At 68.0% G+C, this 22,069-nt stretch carries 19 protein-coding genes and 1 tRNA gene; 12 read left to right on the top strand and 8 right to left on the bottom strand.

Going from position 1 to position 22,069, the window contains the following annotated elements:
- Positions 1–2: 2 nt before the first annotated feature.
- Together ABGI63_RS09180 and mscL are read right to left on the bottom strand one after the other, a co-directional pair.
- Complete coding sequence (locus tag ABGI63_RS09180) at positions 3–2,408, bottom strand: DUF1631 family protein (protein ID WP_349742136.1); 2,406 nt, start codon at positions 2,406–2,408, stop codon at positions 3–5.
- A gap of 153 nt (positions 2,409–2,561) precedes the next feature.
- Positions 2,562–3,005 carry a large conductance mechanosensitive channel protein MscL gene (gene mscL, locus ABGI63_RS09185; RefSeq protein ID WP_269838682.1) on the bottom strand — a complete coding sequence of 148 codons (444 nt, stop codon included), beginning with the start codon at positions 3,003–3,005 and terminating at the stop codon, positions 2,562–2,564.
- A gap of 179 nt (positions 3,006–3,184) precedes the next feature.
- On the opposite strand from mscL, the gene petA reads away from it, so the two are divergent.
- From petA to ABGI63_RS09215, 6 genes are all read left to right on the top strand, one after another.
- Complete coding sequence (gene petA, locus ABGI63_RS09190; protein WP_137941071.1) at positions 3,185–3,781, top strand: ubiquinol-cytochrome c reductase iron-sulfur subunit; 597 nt, start codon at positions 3,185–3,187, stop codon at positions 3,779–3,781.
- Positions 3,782–3,802: 21 nt separating this feature from the next.
- On the top strand, positions 3,803–5,203 hold the full coding sequence (locus ABGI63_RS09195; protein ID WP_137941070.1) for a cytochrome b: 1,401 nt from the start codon (positions 3,803–3,805) through the stop codon (positions 5,201–5,203).
- Positions 5,204–5,220: 17 nt separating this feature from the next.
- Entirely contained in the window at positions 5,221–6,003 is a 783-nt protein-coding gene (locus ABGI63_RS09200; RefSeq protein WP_349742137.1) for a cytochrome c1, read from the top strand.
- A 138-nt stretch (positions 6,004–6,141) separates the two neighbouring features.
- On the top strand, positions 6,142–6,759 hold the full coding sequence (locus ABGI63_RS09205) for a glutathione S-transferase N-terminal domain-containing protein (RefSeq protein ID WP_137941068.1): 618 nt from the start codon (positions 6,142–6,144) through the stop codon (positions 6,757–6,759).
- An 11-nt stretch (positions 6,760–6,770) separates the two neighbouring features.
- Positions 6,771–7,340 carry a ClpXP protease specificity-enhancing factor gene (locus tag ABGI63_RS09210; protein ID WP_349742138.1) on the top strand — a complete coding sequence of 190 codons (570 nt, stop codon included), beginning with the start codon at positions 6,771–6,773 and terminating at the stop codon, positions 7,338–7,340.
- A gap of 63 nt (positions 7,341–7,403) precedes the next feature.
- Positions 7,404–7,479, top strand: a tRNA-Thr gene (locus tag ABGI63_RS09215).
- 24 nt (positions 7,480–7,503) lie between these two features.
- On the opposite strand, the gene ABGI63_RS09220 is transcribed toward ABGI63_RS09215, so the two are convergent.
- Positions 7,504–7,869 (bottom strand): hypothetical protein, encoded by a 366-nt coding sequence (locus tag ABGI63_RS09220; RefSeq protein ID WP_349742139.1) that lies wholly within the window; start codon positions 7,867–7,869, stop codon positions 7,504–7,506.
- A 254-nt stretch (positions 7,870–8,123) separates the two neighbouring features.
- Between ABGI63_RS09220 and secA the strand changes: the two genes are divergently transcribed.
- From secA to argJ, 4 genes are all read left to right on the top strand, one after another.
- Entirely contained in the window at positions 8,124–10,865 is a 2,742-nt protein-coding gene (gene secA / locus ABGI63_RS09225) for a preprotein translocase subunit SecA (RefSeq protein WP_349742140.1), read from the top strand.
- 150 nt (positions 10,866–11,015) lie between these two features.
- Entirely contained in the window at positions 11,016–11,558 is a 543-nt protein-coding gene (locus ABGI63_RS09230) for an FxDxF family PEP-CTERM protein (RefSeq protein ID WP_349742141.1), read from the top strand.
- 33 nt (positions 11,559–11,591) lie between these two features.
- Positions 11,592–12,161, top strand: coding sequence for an FxDxF family PEP-CTERM protein (locus ABGI63_RS09235; RefSeq protein ID WP_349742142.1), 570 nt, complete (start codon positions 11,592–11,594; stop codon positions 12,159–12,161).
- A gap of 101 nt (positions 12,162–12,262) precedes the next feature.
- On the top strand, positions 12,263–13,492 hold the full coding sequence (gene argJ / locus ABGI63_RS09240) for a bifunctional glutamate N-acetyltransferase/amino-acid acetyltransferase ArgJ (RefSeq protein WP_349742392.1): 1,230 nt from the start codon (positions 12,263–12,265) through the stop codon (positions 13,490–13,492).
- Between the two features lie 39 nt (positions 13,493–13,531).
- Here the strand turns inward: argJ and ABGI63_RS09245 are convergent, their stop codons facing one another.
- Positions 13,532–14,917: an FAD-binding oxidoreductase gene (locus ABGI63_RS09245; protein WP_349742143.1), complete on the bottom strand. Its 1,386-nt coding sequence runs from the start codon at positions 14,915–14,917 to the stop codon at positions 13,532–13,534.
- Positions 14,918–15,092: 175 nt separating this feature from the next.
- Here ABGI63_RS09245 and ABGI63_RS09250 point away from each other — a divergent pair, with 175 nt between their 5' ends.
- Both ABGI63_RS09250 and ABGI63_RS09255 read left to right on the top strand, forming a co-directional pair.
- Complete coding sequence (locus tag ABGI63_RS09250; RefSeq protein WP_349742144.1) at positions 15,093–15,794, top strand: winged helix-turn-helix transcriptional regulator; 702 nt, start codon at positions 15,093–15,095, stop codon at positions 15,792–15,794.
- A gap of 46 nt (positions 15,795–15,840) precedes the next feature.
- A complete protein-coding gene (locus tag ABGI63_RS09255) occupies positions 15,841–16,443 on the top strand; it encodes a YciI family protein (RefSeq protein ID WP_349742145.1) in 603 nt (200 codons plus the stop codon).
- On the opposite strand, the gene ABGI63_RS09260 is transcribed toward ABGI63_RS09255, so the two are convergent.
- The 4 genes from ABGI63_RS09260 to ABGI63_RS09275 are packed head-to-tail and all read right to left on the bottom strand — an operon-like array spanning position 16,386 to position 22,031.
- A complete protein-coding gene (locus tag ABGI63_RS09260; RefSeq protein WP_349742146.1) occupies positions 16,386–19,379 on the bottom strand; it encodes a sensor histidine kinase in 2,994 nt (997 codons plus the stop codon). The two genes, ABGI63_RS09255 and ABGI63_RS09260, sit on opposite strands and share 58 nt — an antisense overlap.
- Positions 19,379–20,110 carry an urease accessory protein UreF gene (locus ABGI63_RS09265; RefSeq protein ID WP_349742147.1) on the bottom strand — a complete coding sequence of 244 codons (732 nt, stop codon included), beginning with the start codon at positions 20,108–20,110 and terminating at the stop codon, positions 19,379–19,381. The genes ABGI63_RS09260 and ABGI63_RS09265 overlap by 1 nt, the downstream gene beginning before the upstream one ends.
- A gap of 6 nt (positions 20,111–20,116) precedes the next feature.
- The gene (gene ureE, locus ABGI63_RS09270; RefSeq protein ID WP_349742148.1) at positions 20,117–20,698 is read right to left on the bottom strand and encodes an urease accessory protein UreE; all 582 of its coding nucleotides are present in this window, start codon (positions 20,696–20,698) and stop codon (positions 20,117–20,119) included.
- A 22-nt stretch (positions 20,699–20,720) separates the two neighbouring features.
- On the bottom strand, positions 20,721–22,031 hold the full coding sequence (locus ABGI63_RS09275; RefSeq protein WP_349742149.1) for a hypothetical protein: 1,311 nt from the start codon (positions 22,029–22,031) through the stop codon (positions 20,721–20,723).
- Positions 22,032–22,069: the final 38 nt, after the last annotated feature.

Consider the following 22,069-nt stretch of genomic DNA (forward strand, 5'->3'; position numbering starts at 1 on the left):
GATCAAGCGCTCTTGCTCAGCTCGGCCAACTGCTTGCGCGCGCGGGCGGTGGCGCGCTCCAGCAGATGGGCGTTCTCGAAGGCCTTGAGCCGGCCGGACTCGCACAGGCGGCGCAGCATGCGCGCCGTCATCGTGACGGTCTCCTGGTGCTTGTGGCCCTGGGTAAAGATGAAGAAGCTGTGGCCGGCGCTGATATGGGCCAGGCGCACCTTGCGCCAGGCATCGCCGGTGTTCATCTGGTAGGCAAAGCCCAGCTGCAGATGTTCGATCAGCAGCTCGCCCTCGCTGGGCTCGGGGGCCTCGGCGGCCGGCAGGCCGTCGATGCTGACGTCGACGGCGGCCAGCGGTGCCTCGGCGCTCAGGTCGATATCGATCTGGCCATCCCAGTCGACCCGGCTTTCCTGCATCAGGCCCAGGCGCTTGGCTTCGTCGGGGGTCAGGCGTTGCGCCAGATCCAGGTCACCCGGCACCGAGGTCGACGTGCCCGCCGGGGGCAGGTCTTGCTCGGAGGGTGGCGCGCAGCCGAACACGCCCTCGAGTTGCTTGACCAGCAGGTTGTGGTCCAGCGGTGACAGGCCCTGGCCCTTCAGCGACTCGGCATGGGCCGGCAGCAGCTCGCCGAAAAAGGCCTTGCGACCGCTCTCGGGCCAGGCGATCAGGTCCAGCCCCTCGTTGAGGGTGCGCATCAGCACCGGCAGCTGGCTCAGAAAGGTCTGGCGCTGGGCCGTGCCGCTCTTGGGCTGCACGCTCATCACCAGGTCGCGGCCCAGCTGGCGCAGGCGCATCGCGCGTTCGGTGCTGCCCTCGCGGCTGGCCAGCACGATGGCCTGGCTCCAGACCTGGGACAGGAACTCGCGCAGGAACTCGGGCATCGGTACCGGACCCAGCGCGGCCTGCAACTGCTGCATATAGCGCTGCTGCAGGCGCAGATCGGTTTCCTTGCGCTCGATCAGCGCGGCGGCGTCGCCTTGGGCTTGCAGGGCCTGAGCGGTCTGGTCGGCAATGAACTGTTCGAGCGCGTCGAGCTTGCTCTCGTAGACATCCATGCGGTCGAAGTCGCCGTTGGCAACCTCCTGCACCAGCTCGCGCACATGGTTGAGGAAGTCGCGGCCCGGGTCTTCCGAAAAATCATCGAAGGCGCAGGCCAGCGAGGCGACGCGGTTGATGAAGCGGCGCACCGGGTGGCGGCGCGAGGAGAAGAAGGTCCGGTCGCCCAGCGCCACGCGCAGCACCGGCAGCTGCAGCCGCGCCAGCAGGCGGGCCATCTGCGGCGGCACTTTGGGGTCGGACAGGATCTGGTCGAACAGGCTGCCGACCACATCGATCACCATATGGTCGAGGTTGCCGGTGGCGGCCTGGCGCAACTCGTCGCGGTGCAGATGGATCAGATTGGGCGGCATCGGCATGCCACCACCACTGGCCCAGGCCGCATCGCCGTAGTCCTCGCCCCAGTTGCTGACGGGGCCGCCGGCCGTGTTCGCACCCATCGGCGCCTGCACGCTGGGCAGATAGGCCAGGCGGCGCAGCAGCTCCATCATCTGCGCATCGACCGCACCCATCGTGCCGGGGCTGCCACCGCGCCTGGCCATGCCAGGGGCGCCGCCATGGCCGGCGCCAGGCATGCCGCCGCCCGGGCCTGAGTACGCGCCGCCATGTCCGCCCAGCTCGCTCATGCGGCTGTGGCCGGTCTGCCCGGGTGATTGCGAATGGCCGGAATGGGTCGCATGGGACGAATGTGTCGAATGCACCGAATGGCCGCCGACATCGACGCCGCGCACCCGCAGATCCTGCGGCCGCAGGCCGCGGCTGCGGAACAGCTCGACGATGTCGGCATAGCAGCTGCGCATCTCATGGGCCAGCGCGCGCGTCATCTCGTCGATCAGGATCTGGCGGGTCTGCTCGTCGTCGGTGACCGCATGCACGGCGTCCAGCAAGGCCTGGGCGACCAGCTCGGGGCGCAGAGGGTTGCGCTGCTCCTTGCTGTCGGGGGCGTTGCCCAGTGCCGACATATAGGATTCGACCTCGCGCAGCTCCCATTCGCTCTGGTGGCCGATGGCCAGGCCGATGCGGTCGGCCGCCACCATCGCGTCGACGGCGTCATCGTCCATCAGCGAGAGCTCGGTCCAGGCCTGGGTGCTCTTGCGCCCACCCGGCTCGGCCTTGGGCTTTTGCTCGCCGGCCATCTGGGTGCGCAGGCTTTGGTAGAAGCGCTGGCCGAACAGAGCCTGCTGCTTGCGGAACAGGAACTGGGCCGACAGCAGGGCGTCGCGGCGCTTGATCTGACCGGCCGACAGGGCCGCCATGCCCATGCCCTCGGCGCCGCGCTCGGCCGCTTGTTCGGCCGCGGTGCGTATGCGCTGCAGTGCGGCTTCCAGATGCGGATTGAGGCGTGGTTCGGGCGAGTTCATGGCTGCGTGTGGACCGCCTGTGGCCAATTTGCCACAGCTTATGTCGACAAGTATCGCGCCAAAGCCTGCGTCGAGCAGGCGAGGGCGTGCGAGCACCGGCGCGGCGCTGCCAAATAACTGACAGGCCGCTGGCTGTTACCGCTGCTTACCGGCTCAGCGGCGCTGCAGGGCGTCGCGGATTTCGCGCAGCAGCTGGATGTCCTCGGGCGTCGGGGCCGGTTCGGCCGGCGCGGGCGCGGGCGCGCTCTCGCGCTTGAGGCGGTTGATCTGCTTGACCATCAGGAAAATGATGAAAGCCAGGATGATGAAGTTCAGCAGCACGGTCAGGAAGCTGCCATAGGCAAACAGCGGCACGCCGGCCTTGCTGAGGGCCTCGAAGCTCATCGGGCCTTTGAAGTCGGCCGGCGGATCGGCCAGCATGATGAAGTAGTTGGAAAAGTCCAGGCCACCGACCACGCGCCCGACCAGCGGCATGATCAAATGATTGACGACCGAATCGACAATCTTGCCGAATGCGGCGCCGATGATGACGCCCACCGCCAGGTCGACGACATTGCCCTTGACCGCAAACTCCTTGAACTCCGTCATGAACCCCATGGGTCTCTCCTCTGTAGCAATGCCGGGATTGTGCGCGCGCTGCGGCGGCGAAATCGGGTCGAATACGGGTTCTGTGGTGCGCATGAGGCGCGCATCGCGTCGTCTCCAATGGTTGGAAGCGATGGCGTCCGTTAGAATCCTCGGTTGCCCCCGATCAGAAGTCTCGTTTGAGGACCCTCATGAGTGACCAGCAAGTGGACCAAGGCAAGCGCACCTGGCTCATCGCCACCGGTTGTGCCGGCGCCGTTGGCGGCGTTGCCACCGCCGTGCCCTTTGTCAGTACTTTCACGCCCTCCGAGCGCGCCAAGGCCGCCGGAGCTGCCGTTGAAGTCGATATCAGCGCCCTGAAGCCGGGTGAGAAGCTCACCGTGGAGTGGCGCGGCAAGCCGGTCTGGGTGGTGCGTCGCACGCCCGAGCAGCTGGCGGCGCTGAAGGGCATCGATCCGCAGCTGGCCGATCCGGCCTCGGATCGCACCGCCTATCCGACGCCTGCCTATGCGAAGAACGAGGCGCGCGCGATCAAGCCGGAGTATCTGGTGGTCGTGGGCATCTGCTCGCATCTGGGCTGCTCGCCCAGCGACAAGTTCCAGACCGGCGCGCAGCCCTCGCTGCCGGACGACTGGCATGGCGGCTTCCTGTGCCCCTGCCACGGCTCGACCTTCGATATGGCCGGTCGCGTCTTCAAGAACAAGCCGGCGCCCGACAACCTCGAAGTGCCGCCCCACATGTACCTGTCCGACACCAAGCTCTTGATTGGTGAAGACAAGCAAGCCTGAAGCTAAAGGACAGAGGTCAACATGGCTGAATTCAAAGAAGCTCCCGCCGGTGCTCCGATCGGCGAAAAGCTGCTGACCTGGGTGGACAACCGTTTCCCAGCATCCAAGCTCTACAAAGAGCATCTCTCCGAATACTACGCACCAAAGAACTTCAACTGGTGGTACATCTTCGGCTCGCTGGCCCTGCTGGTGCTGGTGATCCAGATCGTCACCGGCATCTTCCTGGTGATGCACTACAAGCCGGACGCGGCGCTGGCCTTCGCTTCGGTCGAGTACATCATGCGTGATGTGCCCTGGGGCTGGCTGATCCGCTATATGCACTCGACCGGTGCCTCGGCCTTCTTCGTCGTGGTCTATCTGCACATGTTCCGCGGCCTGATCTACGGTTCCTACCGCAAGCCGCGCGAGCTGGTCTGGATCTTCGGTTGCGGCATCTTCCTGTGCCTGATGGGCGAGGCCTTCATGGGCTATCTGCTGCCCTGGGGCCAGATGTCCTACTGGGGCGCACAGGTGATCGTGAACCTGTTTGCCGCCGTGCCCTTCGTCGGTGAAGACCTGGCCCTGCTGATCCGCGGCGACTTCGTCGTCAGCGACGCGACGCTGAACCGCTTCTTCAGCTTCCACGTCATCGCGATCCCGCTGGTGTTGCTGGGCCTGGTGGTGGCGCACATCATCGCGCTGCACGAGGTCGGTTCGAACAACCCGGACGGCGTCGAGATCAAGGCCAAGAAGGATGCGTCGGGCAAGCCGCTGGACGGCATCGCCTTCCATCCCTACTACACGGTGCACGACATCTTCGGCGTCGGCCTGTTCCTGATGGTGTTCACCGCCATCATCTTCTTTGCCCCGGAGATGGGCGGCTATTTCCTGGAGTACAACAACTTCATCCCGGCCGACCCGCTGAAGACACCGGCGCACATCGCCCCGGTCTGGTACTTCACGCCCTATTACTCGATGCTGCGCGCCACCACCGACCCGATGGTCAATGTGCTGGTGGGTCTGGTCGGCGCGGCGGTGGTGCTGGCCTGGCTGAAGAGCGGTTTCTCGACCAAGGGCAAGATTGCCGCCACCGTGGTGGCCCTGGTCGCGATGGCCTTGCTGAAGACCTTCGACGCCAAGTTCTGGGGTGTGGTCGTGATGGGCGGCGCGGTCGTGATCCTGTTCTTCCTGCCCTGGCTGGATCACAGCCCGGTCAAGTCGATCCGCTATCGCCCCGACTGGCACAAGTATGTGTACGCCGTGTTTGTCGTGTTCTTCCTGGTGCTGGGCTATCTGGGCATCAAGCCGCCCAGCGATATCGGCACCCTGATCGCGCAGATCGGCACGCTGTTCTATTTCGGCTTCTTCCTGCTGATGCCCTGGTGGAGCAAGCTGGGCACGCCCAAGCCCGTGCCTGACCGTGTGACCTTCCACGCCCACTGAGCATCGGAGTTCCAAGAATGAAAAAATTCATTGCTACGCTGCTGACCTCGCTGGCGCTGAGCGCCGGGCTGGTGTCGGGCGCTTCGGCCGCCGGCGGCGGCATCGAGTGGGACAAGTTCCCCAAGGAGAAGATGACGGACATGGCCGCGCTGCAAAACGGCGCCAAGCTCTTCGTCAACTACTGCCTGAACTGCCACTCGGCCGCCTTCATGCGCTACAACCGCCTGGCCGATATCGGCCTGAGCGAAGCGCAGATCAAGAGCAATCTGATGTTCGCCAGCGACAAGGTCGGCGACACGATGAAGATCTCGCTGGACCCCAAGCAGGCCAAGGACTTCTTCGGTGCCACGCCGCCGGACCTGACCGTGATCGCGCGCTCGCGTGCGGCTGCCGGCCAGGGTTCGGGTGCGGACTATCTGTACACCTATCTGCGCACCTACTACCGCGACGACACCAAGGCCACCGGCTGGAACAATATGGCCTTCCCGAGTGTGGCCATGCCGCATGTGCTGTGGGAGCTGCAGGGCCAGCGCGCCGCCAAGTTCGCTGACGAACCCGATCCGCACGACGCCAGCAAGACCGTCCATGTGTTCAAGGGCTATGAGCAGCTGACCCCGGGCAAGCTGAACCCCCAGCAGTTCGACGAGGCGATGGCCGATCTGGTCGCCTATCTGCAGTGGATGGGCGAGCCGGCTCAGGCCCAGCGCTTCCGCCTGGGTGTGCTGGTGCTGTTGTTCCTCAGCGTGTTCACGCTGTTCGCCTGGCGTCTGAACGCGTCTTACTGGAAAGACGTGAAGTAGGCCTTGCGGGCCCGGCTTGACCGGGCCTGAGTTGACCGCAGTGGGGCGCCTCGGCCTCCACTGCGTTTGCATTTTGTGCGGTGCTCGTCCAGCATGAGCCCGTGAATCACCCACCGACCTTCTCGGGAGCCTGCCGCCATGATGGTGCTTTATTCTGGAACTACCTGCCCTTATTCGCACCGCTGCCGCTTCGTGCTGTTCGAGAAGGGCATGGACTTTGAAATCCGTGATGTGGACTTGTTTGCCAAGCCCGAAGACATCGCGCTGATGAACCCCTACAACGAGGTGCCCATCCTCGTCGAGCGCGACCTGATCCTGTATGAGTCGCACATCATCAACGAGTACATCGACGAGCGCTTCCCGCATCCGCAGCTGATGCCCGGCGACCCGGTGGCCCGCGCCCGCGTGCGCCTGTTCCTGCTCAATTTCGAGAAGGAGCTGTTCGCTCACGTCAACGTGCTGGAAGGCCGCTCGCAAGCCGTCAAGGCGACCGACAAGCAGCTGGAAAAGGCCCGCGCCCAGATCCGCGACCGCCTGACCCAGCTCGCGCCCATCTTCCTGAAGAACAAGTACATGCTGGGCGACGACTTCTCGATGCTCGACGTGGCCATCGCGCCGCTGCTGTGGCGCCTGGACTACTACGGCATCGACATGTCGAAGAACGCCTTGCCGCTGCTGAAGTACGCCGAGCGCATCTTCTCGCGCCCGGCCTATATCGAGGCGCTGACGCCGTCCGAGAAGGTGATGCGCAAGTAAACTGCGACCCCATGGATCAAAGTTCCGATGGCGGCGCGACCGCCAGCACCTCGACCCGGCCGTACCTGATACGGGCCCTGCACGACTGGTGCACCGACAACGGCTTCACGCCCTATATCGCGGTGCATGTGGATCGTTTCGTGCAGGTTCCGAACGAGTACGTCAGCAATAACGAAATCGTGCTGAACGTCGGTTTCGACGCGACCAGCGGGCTGGAACTCGGCAACGAGTTCATCCAGTTCAAGGCCCGCTTCGGCGGCGTGGCGCGCGAGATCGTTGTGCCGGTCGATCATGTGGTGGCGATCTATGCGCGCGAGAACGGCCAGGGCATGGCTTTTCCCGCGCCCAGCGCCGATGCGCCGAGTGCGCCTTTGAGCCTGGCGGGCAGCACCTCGCCGGTGGCCGCAGCAGTGCCAAGCCCGCCGGTGCGACCGCCCGCGCGTGGCCTGCGCCTGGCACCCGGTCCGGCCGAACCGCAGGACCAGCCCAAGGCAGCCGACCCGGTCACCGAGCCCGGTCCGGATGATTCCGGCGGTCCGGCCGCCGGTGGCGGTCGCCCGGCGCTCAAGCGCGTCAAATAGTTGCCGGGGGCCGGGGTGCGGCTGGTTTTTTGCCCCTACAATGCGCCCTCGCATCAAGCCCGTGCCGGCTTAGCTCAGTTGGTAGAGCAACCGCCTTGTAAGCGGTAGGTCATCAGTTCGAATCCGATAGCCGGCACCATTCTTCCCGCGCCCAACACCGTCCTCAGCCGGGCTGCATCACCTTGATGCGCAGCTTGGCGGCGGGGATGCCTTGTTCGGCCAGCAGCTCCAGCAGCCGCGGCTGCAGCTGCCTCAGCTTGGCCGCCACGGCGGCATTCGAGGCCAGCAGCGTCCACCCCTCCTCATCGATAGGCCCCGGCTTCACGAAGCGCGTCAGTGCGCCCGGCAGCGCGACGCTGACGATGGCCATGCGCCGGTTCGATTCCTGCAGCAGCAGACCCAGCCGCGCCAGCCCCGTATGGCCGTTCATCGCCTGCTCGATCGGCATCGGCTCGGGCACCGAAGGGCCGCCGCGCGTGGCGGCGCGGCGCGGGCGATAAGGGCTCGAAGGGCGCGTCGTCGTGGACATGGCCTCAGTGTAGTCCCGCAGCCTGGCCAGCCCGGATGTCGGGGGTGCCGGTGCTAAACTCGGCGGGTTTTTCTGCAGGTTGAGGCCGGCACCCGGCTTGCAAGCCGGCGCGACGCCCTCAGCTGTAGAAACCGTCGAACAAGCAAGAACAGAACTCCACGGGCTGATTGCCGCGCCCGTCGTTGCCCCCGAGCGGGCACGCCAGCGGCTCAGACCTGGTCCGCCTACCTTCAAGTCCAAGACAGACACGCTGCATGTTGCCCAAGCTTCTTACCCAGATTTTCGGTAGCCGCAATGAGCGCCTGCTCAAGCAATACCGCCGCGTCGTGCAGCAGATCAATGCGCTGGAACCCAAGTTCGAAGCGCTCAGCGACGACGAGCTGCGCGCCCAGACCGAGGCATTCAAGCAGCGCGTGGCCGGCGGCGAGAGCCTGGACGCGATCCTGCCCGAGGCCTTTGCCGTGGTGCGCGAAGGTGGCAAGCGCGCGCTGAAGATGCGCCATTTCGATGTGCAGCTGATCGGCGGCATGGTGCTGCATGCCGGCAAAGTGGCCGAAATGCGTACCGGCGAGGGCAAGACCTTGATGGCCACCCTGCCGGTCTATCTGAATGCGCTGACCGGCAAGGGCGTGCATCTGGTGACGGTCAACGACTATCTGGCCCGGCGCGATGCCGAGTGGATGGCCAAGCTCTACAACTTCCTGGGCCTGACGGTGGGCATCAACCTGCCGAACATGCCGCGCGAGGAAAAGCAGGCCGCCTACCGCGCCGACGTCACCTACGGCACCAACAACGAGTACGGCTTCGACTATCTGCGCGACAACATGGTCTACGAGACGGCCGACCGCGTGCAGCGCGGCACCGCCTATGCCATCGTCGACGAGGTCGACTCGATCCTGATCGACGAGGCCCGCACGCCGCTGATCATCTCCGGCCAGGCCGACGACCAGACCGATGTCTATCAGGCGATCAACAAGGTCGCGCCGCTGATGAAGAAGCAGATCGGTGAGCTCGATCTGCGCACCGGTGAGGGCGTGGTCGAGCCCGGCGACTTCACGGTCGACGAGAAATCGCACCAGATCTATCTGACCGAAGACGGCCACGAGAACGCCGAGAAGTACCTGAGCCAGGCCGGTCTGCTGGCCGAGGGCGCGAGCCTGTACGACTCCGCCAACATCACCTTGATGCACCATCTGTACGCCTCGCTGCGCGCACACCATGTGTATCACCGCGACCAGCACTATGTGGTGCAGAACGGCGAGGTCGTCATCGTCGACGAGTTCACCGGCCGGCTGATGAGCGGCCGGCGCTGGAGCGACGGCCTGCACCAGGCCGTCGAGGCCAAGGAAGGCGTGGCGATCCAGAGCGAGAACCAGACACTGGCCTCGATCACCTTCCAGAACTATTTCCGCATGTACGGCAAGCTCGCCGGCATGACCGGCACGGCCGATACCGAGGCCTATGAGTTCCAGGAGATCTACGGTCTGGAGACCGTGGTGATCCCGCCGAACCGCCCGACGATACGCAAGGACGAGCTGGACCTGGTCTACAAGACCACCAAGGAAAAGTTCGACGCCGTCACCCAGGACATCCGCGACTGCCACGAGCGCGGCCAGCCGGTGCTGGTCGGCACGACCTCGATCGAGAACTCCGAGCTGATCTCCAGCCTCTTGACCAAGGCCAAGCTCCCGCACCAGGTGCTCAACGCCAAGCAGCATGCCAAGGAAGCCGAGATCGTGGCCCAGGCCGGCCGGCCCGGTGTGATCACGATCGCGACCAATATGGCCGGTCGCGGCACCGACATCGTGCTGGGCGGCAATGTCGAGAAGCAGGTGCAGTTCATCGAGGCCGATGCCGCCATCCCGGAGGCCGAGAAGGCCACGCGCATCCAGAAGCTCAAGGACGAGTGGGCCGGCCTGCACGAGCAGGTCAAGGCCGCCGGCGGCCTGCGCATCATCGCGACCGAGCGCCACGAGAGCCGCCGCATCGACAACCAGCTGCGCGGCCGTTCGGGCCGCCAGGGCGACCCGGGCTCCTCGCGCTTCTATCTGTCGCTGGACGACCAGCTGATGCGCATCTTCGCCGGCGACCGCGTGCGCGCCATCATGGACCGGCTGAAGATGCCCGAGGGTGAGGCCATCGAGGCCGGCATCGTGACCCGCTCGATCGAGGGCGCGCAGCGCAAGGTCGAGGCGCGCAACTTCGATGTGCGCAAGCAGCTGCTGGAATACGACGATGTGTCGAACGACCAGCGCAAGGTCATCTACCAGCAGCGCAACGACATCCTCGAGGCCGACTCCCTGGTGGCCCAGATCGGCAATCTGCGCGCCAGCACGCTGGAAGACGTGGTGCGGACCTATGTGCCGGCCGAGAGCCTGGAAGAGCAGTGGGACCTGGCCGGGCTGGACCGGGTGCTGAAGAGCGAGTGGCAGCTCGATGTGGGCCTGGCCGCCGAGGTCGAGAAGAGCGACTCCATCACCGATGAGGACATTCTCGCCAAGGTGGTGGCCGCCGGCGACGCGCTGTTTGCCGACAAGCTCGAGCGCGTCGGCGTCGAGCAGTTCTCGCCCTTCATGCGCATGGTGCTGCTGCAAAGCATAGACCAGCACTGGCGCGAGCATCTGGCGGCGCTGGACTATCTGCGCCAGGGCATCCATCTGCGCGGCTATGCGCAGAAAAACCCCAAGCAGGAGTACAAGCGCGAGGCCTTCGAGCTGTTCTCCCAGCTGCTCGATGTGGTCAAGATGGAAGTCACCCGCACCCTGCTGAATGTGCGCATCCAGTCGCAGGAAGAGGTGGCCCGTGCCGCCGAAGCGATCGAGGAGCGCGCCGAGCACATCAGCAACGTCACCTACACCCATCCCAACGAGGACGGTTCGGTGTCGCAGGATGCGGCAGCGCCAGCCGGCTCGCAGTACGCCCATGTCGGTCGCAACGATCCCTGCCCCTGCGGCAGCGGCAAGAAGTACAAGGCCTGCCACGGCAAGCTGAATTGAGCGCAGCCGACCCGTATCGGGTCGGCAATTGTGCGGATTTGCGCATTTTCAAGCTCGCCCCCCCGGGCTCGGGGATAGGGGCTTTAGCCCTGGATAGGTAGAGTGACAGGCATCGAGCGGTAAACGCCTGTCACCGACCTGTCAATCCCTATGAAAATCAAAGCTCTCTGTTCGGCCCTGCTGCTTGTCGGTACCGTGGGCCTGGCTACGGCGGCGCCGGTGCTGTCCTCGTCGACGGTGGCCCTGGTCGCGGATGCCCATGGTGGCTGGTCGGCGGGCATCTCCAAGACCCACACCAAGCCGGGCCTGTTCACCGATGTCTATGTGCTCGGTGGCGTCCAGGGCCTGTCCCTGGTCAATGGCCTGCTGCAGACGGCCGGTGGCCCTGCCGTCAAGGACATCGACTTCATCGACATCTCGATCAACGGCGTGATGCTGGACCTGGAGAAGTTCGTCCAGGGCAATTTCGTCGATTTCCGCGAGATCGCCAGCCTGCCCGACAGCATGCTGAGCTCGCCCTTCGTGTTGACCATCAATGGCAACGCGGGTCAAGGCCTGCCGAGCACGTCGCGCATCAGCGCCAGCTACTCCGGCACGATCAATTTCAACGCGGTGCCCGAGCCGACCGGCTATGCCTTGTTCGGTGTGGCCCTGCTGGCCGCCGGCCTGGCCTCGCGCCGCCGCCCCCGCTGATCGAATCGCAACGAAACGCCACAGGAATCCAGCATGAAAATCAAGAACATCACGATGGCCGTTGCGCTTGGTCTGGCGGCATGGTCGGCTCAGGCCGCCAATATCGACCACACCATTGATCTGATCGGTGACAGCGAGGTCGGCTGGACCGCAGGCCTCAGTGACCCGTCGGGCACGGCGGTGAACCATGCCCTGTCGGGCAGCTTTACCGACACTTTTGTGTTCCATTTCAGCGGCACCGGCATCGTCGACGTCTGGCTGGACACCGTTTCCAGCGCGAATGCGCTGGCGACCCAGCAAATCGTCTTCACCGGCGCCACGCTGAACGGCATGGCCCTGACCATCGACCCGGAGCGGACCTCGGGCGGCACGGTGTTCCGCACCGCCGGCCTGTTCCAGCAGCCGCTCAACGGTGATCTGACCCTGGTGGTGAACGGCTATGCCGGCCTGCTGGGCAGCCAGGGCCAGCGGATCTCGGCCAGCTATTCCGGCGCCCTCAATGTGATGCCGACCAGCGCCGTGCCCGAACCCGAGAGCTATGCCTTGATGCTGGCCGGTCTGGGTGTCGTGGGCTTGCTGGCCCGGCGTCGCAAGATCGTCTGAACCATCGCATGCCGGCATCAGGGCTCCCTCGGGAGCCCTTTTTCATGGGCGCAACTCCCTACAATCCGCGCCATCCGTCCTTTCTTGCCCGCGAGACCTTCATGCCCGTCAATCTGAACGCCCCCGACCCTGCCTCCCTCCACCCCGTGCCCGGCGTGCGCCTGGGCGTGACCATGGCGGGTGTGCGCAAGGCCAATCGCCGCGATCTGAGCGTGATCGCGCTGGACGAGGGGTCGTCGGTGGCCGGCGTGTTCACGAAGAACCGCTTCTGCGCGGCGCCGGTGCAGATCTGCCGCGAGCATCTGGATGGCGGCCAGGGCGTGCGCGCCATTCTGGTCAACACCGGCAATGCCAATGCCGGTACCGGCGAGGACGGCCTGGCCCGCGCCCGCTCGACCTGCGCGGCGCTGGCCGGCCTGATGGGCGTGCAAGCCAGCCAGATCCTGCCCTTCTCGACCGGCGTCATCATGGAAACCCTGCCGGCCGATCGCATCATCGCCGGTCTGCCGGCAGCCCTGGCCGCCTTGCGCGCCGACGCCTGGGACGAGGCCGCCGCCGGCATCATGACCACCGACACCCTGCCCAAGGCCGCCTCGCGCCAGGTCCAGATCGGCGGGCAGACCGTCACCATCACCGGCATCTCCAAGGGCGCCGGCATGATCCGCCCGAATATGGCCACCATGCTGGGCTATGTGGCCACCGATGCCAATATCCAGCCTGAGCTGCTGCAAAGCCTGGTGACCGAGGCGGCCGATGCCAGCTTCAACCGCATCACCATCGACGGCGACACCTCGACCAATGACAGCTTCGTGCTGATCGCCACCCACAAGGCTGCTCATGCCCGCATCGAGTCGCTGAACAGCCCCGAGGGTCAGGTCTTGCGCGCGGCGGTGATCGCGGTCGCGCAACAGCTGGCCCAGGCCATCGTGCGCGACGGCGAGGGCGCGACCAAGTTCATCAGCGTCGTCATCGAGGGCGGCCGCGACGAGGCCGAATGCAAGCTGGCGGCCTATGCCATCGCTCACTCGCCGCTGGTCAAGACCGCCTTCTTCGCCAGCGACCCGAACCTGGGCCGCATCCTGGCGGCGGTCGGCTATGCCGGCATCGCCGATCTGGACCAGACCCTGATCGAGATGCATCTGGACGATGTGCATGTGGTCACCAAGGGCGGCCGCCACCCCGACTATCGCGAGGAGGACGGCCAGCGCGTGATGAAGCAAAGCGAGATCACGGTGCGCGTGAACCTGCATCGCGGCCCGGCCCAGACCACGGTCTGGACCTGCGATCTGAGCCACGACTACGTCAGCATCAACGCCGACTACCGCAGCTGAGCCGGCGCCGCTGTTCGATTCCCACCGGTCCCTGGCTGTTCAGCCGCTGACGTTCTTCGTGTGGCGGAAGAAATTTTCCGGATCGTAGCGCTGCTTGAGCGTCGCGAGCCGGTCCAGGTTCGCTCGACCATAGGCCGCTTCGACGCGGTCGCGGCCCTCCTCCTCGGTCAGGAAGTTGATGTAGGTGCCGCCGGTCGAGAAGGCGCGCGTGGCCTCGAAGCAGTCGCGCGCCCACTGCATATGGACGCCATCGTCCTCGGGCTTTTCCCAGGAGCCGGCGATGTTCAGCACATAGGCGGCGTCGCGATTGCCGGCCGGTGAATGCCCGGCGGGCAACTCGTTCAGCGCGCCCTGGATCTGGAACATCAGCAGGGCCGAGTGCGGCGATGCGATGCGAGCGGCATGCGCCACGGCGACGTCGATGAAGGGGCGGTCGATGCCGGGCAGGTAGTGCGACTTCCAGTAATAGCGCCTGCCCTTGGGCTGGGTGGCATCGAGCAGGCTCTGCATCTGCACATAGGGGCGGCGCGTCACGATGTCGGCGATCGGCCGGCCGGTCGCGCGCAGCGGCGCCAGCAGGGCTTCACCGTCCTCGACCCGGCCCGAATGGCAGACGAAGATGGCGACGATCGGCTTGCCGTGCACTTCCTTCGGCAGCCAGGGCGCTGGCGGCGCGATCCGCAGCACGGCCACGCTGGTCAGCTCGCGCGGTGCCGCAGCGCTGAATGCGCGATAGGCTTCGAGCACCTGCACGGCGTCCTCGCCCTGCCAGGCGATGGCACCGCCCAGGATCTCGGGGCCGACCGGATGCAGCCGGTACTCGAAGGATGTGACGATGCCGAAGTTGCCGCTGCCGCCGCGCAGGGCCCAGAACAGGTCGGCGTGCGCGTCCGCTGAGGCGTGCAGGACCTGGCCATCGGCGGTCACGACCTCCATGGCGACCAGGTTGTCGCAGGTCCAGCCATGGCGGCGCGTCAGGTAGCCGAAGCCGCCGCCCACGGTCAGGCCCGCGATGCCGGTCGCGGAGACGAAGCCCAGCACGGCCGCAAGCCCATGCAGCTGCGTCTCGCGGTCGACGTCGGCCAGGGTGCAGCCCGCCTGCGCCAGCGCCGTGCGGCGCAGCGGATCGACCCAGACGCCCCGCAGCAGGGACATGTCTATCATCAGACCGCCCTCGCACACCGCCAGGCCGGCGATGTTGTGGCCGCCGCCGCGCACCGAGCTGAGCAGCCCGTGCTGGCGCGCGAAGCGCACGGCCTGCACCACGTCGGCCGTGCCGGTGCAGCGCGCCACCAGGCCGGGACGCCGGTCGATCATTGCGTTCCAGACCTTGCGGGTCTCCTCGTAGTCAGGGTCCTCTGCGCTCAGCACCCGGCCCTTGAAGGCCGCCTTGAAGGACTGCAGGGCTTCCGACGGGAGATCCATGGTCCCGCCATCCAATTGCTTGAGCTTGATTGCCATTGTTGACCTCCCTGTCGGGTGACGAACGTTCAGCGTGTGCCGGCGGTCGTGGAGCGATCACCTGCATGCACAGCATGCGCATGACATGGCGCCAAGGCCAGTCCAGAATCTGAAGCGTTTGGGCTTGGAAGGCGAAACCATGGAAAACACCTACGGCCAGTTCTGCACCGTCGCCAGAGGCGCCGAAGTGCTGTGCGAGCGCTGGACGCCGCTGGTGGTGCGCGAGCTGCTGTGCGGCAGCAAGCGCTTCAACGACCTGCACCGCGGCGTGCCACGCATGTCCACCAGCCTGCTGGCGCAGCGGCTGACGCGTCTCGAGGAGTTCGGCATCGTGCGACGCGCAGCCGCCGGCAAGGTCTGGGAGTACAGCCTCACCGCGGCCGGCGAGGAGTTGCGGCCCATCGTCATGGCGCTCGGCCACTGGGGCGCGCGCTGGATAGGCAGCCGGCTTCGCGATGACGAGCTGGATGCGGGCCTGCTGATGTGGGACATCCGGCGCTTCGCCTGCGTCCCCGAGTTCCCGCCACGCCCCATCGTCATCAACTTCCAGTTCCGGGATGCTCGGACCGGCGAAGGCTCATGGTGGCTGGTGGTGGAGGACGGCGTGGCCGACCTCTGCCGCACCGACCCCGGTCGTGAGTTGACGCTGGTGGTGGTTTCGACCCTGCGGGCGCTGACCGAGATCTGGGCCGGCGACCGCACGCCTCAGCAGGCCCTGGCTTCGCGCGAGATCCGTGTGGACGGGGCGGAGCGCGATGCGGACGAGCTGTGGCGCTGGCTGGGCACCAGCGCCTTCGCCCCGACGCGGCGCGCCCGGCTTGCTCCTGCCGCGCGAGCTTGACGCACCAGCGCCAGCGTTGACGGTCCTGCGTGCCCGCTGCAAGACAATGCCCTTGTCGATCGGCCCGGCCCTCGCTCGTCGTAGCTTCACCGGTCAACAAGCAAGCTTCATCGGAGATCAGGATATGCGGTTCATCATCACTGCACAGGCGAGTGCGGACCAGGCGGGCGGGCAAGCGCAGCCGGACTTCGACCCGGAGCTCTTCAAGGCCTATATGCGTTTCAACGAGGAGATGCATCAGGCCGGCGTGCTGGTCGCGTCGGAGGGCCTCAACCCGGCGGCGCCCGGTGCCCGCATCGCGGTGGCGAATGGCCGGCGCTATGTGGTGGACGGGCCTTTTGCCGAGTCCAAGGAACTGGTCGGCGGTTTCTACCTCATCGAGGTGGGCTCGCTCGACGAGGCAGTCCAGTGGGCGCTGCGCGCGCCCTCCGGTTTCGGCGCGGACGATGTTCTGGAGGTCCGGCAGCTGACGGGCGCGGCAGACCTGCCGGCCGAGATTCTGCGGCTGATCGAGGAGGCTGCGCCCATGTGGAGCGCCTCGGCCTGGCAGCCGCGCGGCGCAGTCCTAGGCCGCGAATTGGCGCTCGATGCTCAAGACCGCCTGCCGCGCCGCCACAGCGTCGACCACCAGCCGCCACCCTCCGCATAGACCAGCGCCGCCGGCAGGCTGATCTCGACCTGCGTGCCGCCGGCCGGGCCCGCGCCGATCGCCAGCGTGCCGCCCAGGCGCCGGGCGCGCTCGCGCATCGTCCGCAGGCCGTAGTGCCCCTCGCGGTAGCCGCGCTCCAGGACGGGCGCGGCGATGCCGATGCCATCGTCGCTGATGCGCAGACGCAGGCCCTGGTCCTCGAAGATCAGCGCCACCTCGATGCCGCCGGCGCGCGCGTGGCGGGCCGCATTGCTCAAGGCTTCGCGCACGATCAGCAGCAACTCGTCGCACAGCAGCGGGCTGAGCCGGCGCCGGTCGCCGCTGACGCTGACCCGGAAAGCGCAGCCCTCGGCGACCAGGGCCGCACCCGCCAGCGCCAGCGCGTCCTCCAGCGCGGACCCGAGCTCGGGCAGATGGCGCAGCTCGTGCATGCGCTCGCGGCCCTCGATCATCGCGGCCTCGGCGCGCTCGATGGCGCGTTCGATCCATTGGCGCAGCTCCAGATCCTGGATGCGCTGCGTGGCCGCATGGAAGGACAGGATCAGCCCCTGGAAGCCCTGCAGCAAGGTGTCGTGCAACTCGCGCGAGATGCGCTCGCGCTCGCGGTGGCGCTCTTCCAGCCGCAGCCGCACCTGGGTCGCGATCGCGCGGGCCCGCAGCAGGTACAGGCTCCAGGCCAGCGCCAGCGCGGTCAGCACGGCGATGACCTGGAACACCGGGCTCTGCCAGAAGCGCGGCGCAATCTCGAAGGCCAGCGCCGCGCCCTCGGCATTCCAGACCCCGTCGGCATTGGCGGCGATGACGCGGAAGCGGTAGCGGCCCGGACCCAGATTGGCATAGACCGCCTCGCGCCGGTGGCCGGCCTCCTGCCAGTCGCCGTCGATGCCGTCGAGCCGGTAGCGAAAGCGCGCCCGGTCCGACACCGCCAGTGTCAGCGCGGTGAAACGGATCGCCAGCGTGCGCGTGCCCTCGGGCAGGCGCATGCCGGCTTGTGGCGTCAGCAGCCGGTCGCCGGCGCGCAGGCTCTGGATCTCGACCGGCGGCGGCCGCTCATTGCGCGGCACATCGGCGGGGTCTATCCAGGCCACGCCGCGATTGGTGGCCACCCAGATACGGCCGGCGCGATCTCGCAGCGCGGTGGGCGTCAGCTGGGCCTGCTGGGCCACGCCGGGCAGGCCGTCGCGCCAGTCGAGCAGGCGGTAGTTGCGCCGGGCCTGCGGCCCGGCGAACAGCGCGTCCACATCGGCAGGGGCGACCCGCAGCAGGCCGCGGCCGCCATTGAGCCAGAGCTCGCCGTCGGGCAGCTCGATGATGCCAGTGATATGGGCGAAGGCCTCGTCCTGCGCGGCGCTGACAAGCCCGAAACGCTGGCCGTCAAAGCGCGCGAAGCCGGCCTCGCCGGCCACATAGACGCCGCCCTTGCGGGCCGGCGCTATCGTCGTGGCCCGGCCGACCAGCAGGCCATCGGCCGCCGTGTAGCGGCTCACGCGGCCCCCGGACAGCCGCAGCAGCTCGTCGTCGTAGCCGAACCAGACCGTGCCATCGGCGCTGGTGGCGATCGCTGTCGGCAGCGCGCTGCCGCGCTCCACGGCGCGCTCGCGGCGCGCGCCGGCGCAGTCGGCATGGAAGATGCCGGCCTCGTCGACGGCCAGCCAGGCGCCGCCGCCGGCATCGGGCGCCAGCGCCAGCACGCGGGGGGCGACACCCAGCTCGATGCGGCAGCGCCCGTCGGCGCCGCTGCGCCAGATGCCCTCGCTGTCGACCTCCCACAAGGCGCCGTCGGGCGCGGCCGTGCCGGCCCGCACCGGCGCCCGGCGCGCTCGCAGCTGTGGCGGCGCGGGCGGGGCCAGGTAGAGCGGCTGGTCCCAGTTGGTGGCCAGCACGCCGTCGGCATGGGCCATGATGGTGAAGCCGTGATGGGGCTTGAGCGCCAGTTCCGGCACCTCGCGCAGCCGCCGCTGCCTGAAGCCGCTGATGCCGTAATTGGTGCCGACCCAGACCTGACCCTCGGCGTCCTCGACCAGGGGCACGGCCACATCGGCCGGCAGGCCCTGCCGGCGCGTGAAGCGCTCCGGCAGATCGGCCGCCGCCAGGGCCTGGCCGCTCGCGATGCGCTGCGGCGCCGGCAGCCGCAGCACGCCGCCGCGCACATCGGTGAGCCACAGGCTGCCGTCGCCGGCGAACAGCAGCTGCTTGGCCTGCACCACCGGCTCGGCCCCCGGGCCTGCCAGGCGGGGCTGCTCCGGCACCGCCCCCAGCGGGCGCGTGCCGAGCAAGCCGTCCGAGACCCAGATCCGCCCCTGCGGGTCTTCGGCCAGCACCGCATGGCGCGAGACCAGGGCGCCGCTGCGGCGGAACCGGCGCTCGCCGGCCGGCAGGAACCACACCGTGTCCGGCGCCGCGACCCAGAGCGTGCCGCGACGGTCGACGAACACATAGTAGGCCGCCGCCGCCGGGTAGGCCCAGTCCTCACCCACCGTCTGCCAGCGCCCGTCGGCATAACGGGCCAGGCCACCGGTGCTGGCGGCCCACAGCGTGCCATCGCCTGTCTGTGCGAAGCGCAGCACCCGGCCCGGCGGCATGCCCTGCGCCTCGCCATGGGCGCTGGCGATGCCGTCGCGCAGCCGCACGGTGCCGCCGGCATACAGGCCGATCCAGACATCGCCGTTGGGCAGCTCGATCAGCGCATTGATATTGGTCGAGCGCAGGCGCTGGCCCTCGCGCAGCGGGTAGCGGTCGAAGCGCACGCCATCGAAGCGGTAGAGCCCCAGGCCGGTGCCCAGCCAGAGATAGCCGCGCTGCGAACGCGACAGGGTCCAGACATCGGCCGGCGCCCCCTCGTTGACGCTCCAGGCGGTGTGCGAGAAGCGCTCCAGCAGGGCCTCGGCCGCTGCGCCCTGGCAGGCGACCAGCAGCAGCGCAACCAGCCCGCGCATCAGGAGCGGAACAGCCGCGAGTACTGCGCCTCGTGCTGGGCCGACAAGATGGCCAGCATCGGCGTGAAGGCCTGGCGCTGGCTGTCGGGCAGGGCCAGCGCGGCGTCGACGCTGGCCGGGATCTCGGCGCTCAGCGCCTGCAGCATGCGCTGGCCGGCGCTCTGGCCCAGCGGCACGGCCTTGATGGCCGCGCCCACCATGTTCTCGGCCCAGCCGAAGGCATGGGCCAGCATGGCCTCACGCAGCGGCGCCCCCGTTTGAGCGGCGGCCAGCGCGAAGGCGATGGGCCAGCTGGGCGCCGGTCGCAGCGCGGCCAGATGGGCGAGCTGGGCTCGGCTCCGCGCATCGTCCAGCCCCTTGTTGCGCAGCCACTCCAGCAGCGAGCGCCCCATCTGCTCGCTCTGCAGGCGCAGCTCCTGGGTCTCACGGGTCTGCAGCAGCCAGTCGTTGAGCTCACGGATGCGTGCCAGGTCTTGCTCTCGCCAGGATTTCCAGGCCCGCATCGCGCTGGCGCAGGCCGGCAGGTCGGCGCGGCCCAGGGCCAGGCGTAGCTGGTCCAGCAGCCAGCGCGTGGCCGTGGCTTCGTTCGTGACCCGACCGGACTCGACCGCCGCCTCCAGGCCTTCCGAATAGCTGAAGCCGCCCACCGGCAGGGCCGGTGAGGCCAGCTGCATCAGCTGCAGCCAGGCGCTGGCGGTGAGCGGCGCTGGCGCCGGGCGAACGCGCGGCATCGGCGCTCAGTGCTTGCAGCCGGGGCCGTGCACATGCGGCGCGGGCGCGGCCGCGACGGCGATGCCGATCGGCTTGCCACGAGCCGGCGCGGCATGGCTGTGGGCATGGCCGTGGTCATGGTGCGCATGGCCTTCGGCCGCATAGGCGCCGGCCTCGGGCTCGAAGGCGCTGTGGGTCTCGCTGACGATCAGATGCATCTGGCGCAGCATATCGGCCAGCACATGGTCGGGCTCCAGCAGCAGCCGCTCGGGCTGCAGCTCCAGCTGCACATGGCGGTTGCCCAGATGGTAGGCGGCGCGCAGCAGGTCGAAGGGGCTGCCATGCTCGGCGCAGGCGCGCACCTCGAGCACGGCCTGCGGCGCCGCGATCACGCGCACCAGCGAGCCGTCCTCGGCCACCAGCACATCGCCGCCGCGCACGGCGGTGCCGCGCGGCAGGAACACGCCGAGGTGGCGGCCCTGGCTGTCGGTGGCGTCGAAACGGCTCTTCTGGCGCACATCCCAGTCCAGCTCGACGCTGGCGGCGCGCTTGAGCAGGACCGGGGCCAGGCCCTGGCCGCGGGCGATTAGTTTGTTGACGGTCAGCATGGCCGACATTCTGGAGCAGAAACTAGAAGTCGACCGCCCTGGTTCTCAAGCCCCGCGCAATCAGCGTGGCATTGATCAGCTGGGCCTGCTCGCGGCTGGCAAAAGGCCAGATCGCGGCGCGCCAGCCCTCGTGGGTCTGGAACACCTGTGCCTGCAAGCGGTCGGGCTCGCGCACGGTCTGGCCCAGCATCGCGCGCATGCGCTCCAGCTGGGCCTCGGCCTCGGCCTTGCTGGCCTGCGCCGGGCCGACCAGGGCCACCTGCCTGCCTGCCGGCATCGGTTTGGGTTCGCCGCGACTCTGCGGCAGGGCCTGGGGCGGTTCGGGGCGGCGGTTCAGCTCGCGGGACAGCACGTCGGAAGCGGCGGTGGCGGCCGGCGCCACGCTGGGCGCGTCCGGGCGGGGACGCGGCGACGGCACCAGGCGCGGACGGATATCGGGTGCCGAAGCCGCGACCTGGACCTCGGAGGCCGGCAGCGCCGGGGCCGGCTCGGCGGCCGACGCTGCCGAAGCGGCAGAGGCTGCCGGCTCGACCGCTGCGGAGGCCGGGGCTGCCACCGGGGCAGAAACCGGTGCGGAGGCCGGTGTGGAGACTGGTGCAGAGGCTGGTGCAGAGGCTGGCGCCGGGGCTGGCACGGCACTGGCTGCCGAGGCTGCCGGTGCTGCCGGTGCCGGGCCCGACCCGCGGCCCAGCTGCCACCAGGCCCCGAGACCGAGGGCGGCCAGCAGCAGCAGGGCCAGCACGGCCAGCGGCAGCGGGTTCAGGCAACGCCGGCCCAGCACCTCCATGCGGCCGCCGGCGCCGCGCGCCAGCAGCACCCGGGTGCGCGAGGCGCCGGCGTCGATGCCGGCGCTCATCAGATAGAGCTCGTAAGGCCAGGCTCCGCCGGCCTGGGCCGCGCCGCGCGCCATCAGGCGCTCATCGATCGCGACCTCGCGCTGCGGCCAGTCGGGCTCGCCGGGCGGGTTGGCGTGGCCGTGGCGCAGCGCGAAGGCGGCCACGCGGCGCGGCGACAAGTTGTGGATGAAGCGCTCGCTGAACAGCGGCCAGGCCGCATCGGCACCCCGCGCCAGGCCCAGGCGGGCCAGCAGCGGGGTCAGGGCTTGCCACCAGGGCTTGCTGGCTGCCGGCGCGGGGGGCTGCGGCGTGAGGGCCGGCTCGGTGAGCTCCTCGCTCAGCACCGGCTCGATGGGTTCAGCGGCCGCAGCCGGGCGGCCGCTGCGCATAAAGGGCAGGGCCACCACGCCTATGGTGTGGACGTCGTAAATGCTGATCTTTTTGGCAAGCGGGTGGCGGTTATGCCAGGCCACGACTTGCTCGGCCAATCGATCCATGGGCCCTTTCCGAGCTTCGCCACGGCAAGCTGCCGCCC

Origin of the sequence: Roseateles cavernae (assembly GCF_040187885.1) — a bacterium.
Classification (GTDB): domain Bacteria; phylum Pseudomonadota; class Gammaproteobacteria; order Burkholderiales; family Burkholderiaceae_C; genus Roseateles_E; species Roseateles_E cavernae.